Source organism: Methanoculleus sp. UBA413 (genome assembly GCF_002502935.1).
Classification (GTDB): domain Archaea; phylum Halobacteriota; class Methanomicrobia; order Methanomicrobiales; family Methanoculleaceae; genus Methanoculleus; species Methanoculleus bourgensis.
Window position 1 is genome coordinate 5447 of the sequence record NZ_DAQR01000103.1, and the last position, 2432, is coordinate 7878.

Here is a 2432-nt window from a genome sequence, read left to right on the forward strand (position 1 = left end):
TCAAGGCCGTAGTTGCGCAGGAAGTGGACCGAAACCGGGATGGTCGACTGGTAGATCGCCTCTCCGGGGGAGAGCCGCGGGAGGACCTCAAAACTCTCCTCGATGGAGAACGACCGGTCTGAGAGGGGGCCTATCCCGTCCGGGAGCCGCACCCTTCCCGCCAGTTTTGTGCGGACCACCTCCTCCTCCCACCTGATGCCCGCATCCAGGAGAGCACGTGTCGTCGGGCTCTGGTCCATCGCGACCACCGGGATGCCGGATCTCTCGCGCTCCTGCTCCGGGGTCGCGTGGTAGCGGAGGTAGCGCTCGCAGTCGTGGTAGAAGAACCAGCCGATGAGCGATGGACTGAGGTTGAAGCGGGGCATGGGTGATCGTGAGGGGTCCTGGTTATGACTCATTGTTTGTGTGGTTGGGGGAAAACAGTTGTTATTTGGGGTCTTTTGGGGTCAGGGGGAGATGGGGCACCCTTCAGCGGAGGAGCGCCTCTACGGTATCGAGAAACGCATCTGCACGGGTGATGGCGCCTTCAGCCTCCAGTTCTGAGATGGTGCCGGCCATATCGTAGACCGTGGCGTGTCGCTTCCTCCGCATCCTGTCAAAAGCGACAAGAGTTTCACCATCCAGGAACAATTCCGCAAACCTGACCACAGCGATATGCTGGCTGTTCCCCGAAGGACGGTAACCCTTTGCGAACATAAGCGCCCTTGCTGCCTGAAGCATGGCGTTGTAGGCGATCGTGTATGCCCGAGTCTGCTGTTGCTGCCAAGGATGGTTCTTGCGACCGATACATCCCTCCGTGCCAGACTGAGGGCGCTCTCTACCGCCTTTGGATCAGCCGGGACCCTCCTGATCAACCCCCGCTGCTCCAGGTCATCAATCGTTGCCAATAAGCATCACCTTTGGTTCACGAAGGACATTCGTGACGAACGGGTCTCCCCCCGCGACCCTCCGCTCCATCTCCTCTTTTCTGAAGAGAACATAATTAATCTCCCTTCCCAGTGCATCTTCCGTTTCCTGGAGAGCAGTTATCAGGCGGTCTTCATCCACCTCGCCGACAATGAAGAGGTCGATATCACTCCCGGAACCGGCTTCCCCGCAGGCGAAGGAGCCGTAGATGAACATGGACTCAATCTCCCCGAGGTTATCGAGGCGCTCCCTGATGACCTTTGCCGCTCCTTCGGTCTTGAGGACGATAGCGGTCAACTCTTCATAGATGGGGAAAGCCCGATTCACGGCATAGTAGCGGGCGTTGCCCCGCCGGGTGCTCTTGAGGAGCCCAATCTCCTCGAGATTTGCAAGTTCCCGCCTGACCGCGTTGAGGTTCTCGCCGGTCATCCTCTGGGCTTCCCGCAGGTGAACTACCCCCCGCTTGCGCAGGGGGCTTCCTGCTTCATCCCCCTCCCCACCGGGAGCGGGTCCACAGGCTCTTCGGCGCGTTCCGCGCCTGCAAGTGCGAATTGTTTGATATTGATCGCGGCGTTCAGGTCCCGGTCGTGGTGCATCCCGCAGTCCGGGCACGTCCACGCCCGATCCTTCAGCGTCAGGTCAGCCTTCCGGTACCCGCAGACCGAACAGGTTTTCGAGGAGGGCTCGAAGACCCCAATCGTCAGCAGGGGTTTGCCTGCCTCCTGGCACTTGTATGCCAACATCGAGAGGAACGTCCCCCACCCGGCATCGCTGATTGCTCGGGCCAGGTTGTGATTCTTCACCATGCCGTCCACGTTCAGGGACTCCACAGCCAATGCTTGGTTTTCGCGGACCAGTCGAGAAGAGAGCTGGTGCTGGAAGTCCCGCCGCTGATCGGCGATCTTCTGGTGACACCGGGCGACCTTGAGCCGGGCTTTGTTCCGATTCTTGGAACCTTTCTGCTTGCGGGCGAGCCGGCGCTGGAGCACGGCCAACCGCTTCTGGGTGTTCTGGAGATACCTTGGGTTCTCGACCGCATCACCAGTCGAGAGGATGGCGTAGTGCGAGAGCCCCATGTCGATCCCGACCGTCTGCTCCGGGACCGGATCGGCGGGTTTCGGTGGCCTCCGGCCGTCGTCGACCAGGATGCTGATAAAGTATCGACCCGCCGACGTCCGGCTGACCGTCGCGGACTTCACTGTTCCGGTGAAAGTGCGGTGGAAGACCACCTTGATCACCCCGATCTTCGGGAGTTTCACGGTGCCCCGTTCGAAGTCCACGGTATACGACTGCGGTACCGTGAACGACTGTTCGGGGCGGTGCTTCGACTTGAAGGTCGGTTCTTCAGCCCGCCCCTCGAAGAAGTTCGTGAACGCACGAGAAAGGTGATGAATCGCCTGCTGCAGCGACTGGGCGTTGACCTCTTTCAGCCACGGCAACTCCGCTTTGAGTGCCGGAAGCTGCTTCATGAGGTCGTATTTGGACAGGCTGATCCCCTCGTCATGATACGCCTGATTCTTGCGGGC

Annotated in this window: 4 protein-coding genes; all 4 read right to left on the minus strand. The window is 60.2% G+C overall.

The window, feature by feature from the left end; all coding sequences use genetic code 11:
• The coding region (locus tag BP858_RS08575; RefSeq protein ID WP_286879296.1) for a hypothetical protein at window positions 1–365 on the minus strand (365 nt) is incomplete at its 3' end.
• Between the two features lie 103 nt (window positions 366–468).
• Window positions 469–720 carry a HEPN domain-containing protein gene (locus tag BP858_RS08580; protein ID WP_074175164.1) on the minus strand — a complete coding sequence of 84 codons (252 nt, stop codon included), beginning with the start codon at window positions 718–720 and terminating at the stop codon, window positions 469–471.
• A 153-nt stretch (window positions 721–873) separates the two neighbouring features.
• Window positions 874–1335 carry a nucleotidyltransferase domain-containing protein gene (locus tag BP858_RS08585; protein ID WP_286879297.1) on the minus strand — a complete coding sequence of 154 codons (462 nt, stop codon included), beginning with the start codon at window positions 1333–1335 and terminating at the stop codon, window positions 874–876.
• A gap of 23 nt (window positions 1336–1358) precedes the next feature.
• A partial coding sequence (locus BP858_RS08590) for an RNA-guided endonuclease TnpB family protein (RefSeq protein ID WP_286879298.1) occupies window positions 1359–2432 on the minus strand: 1074 nt, incomplete at its 5' end.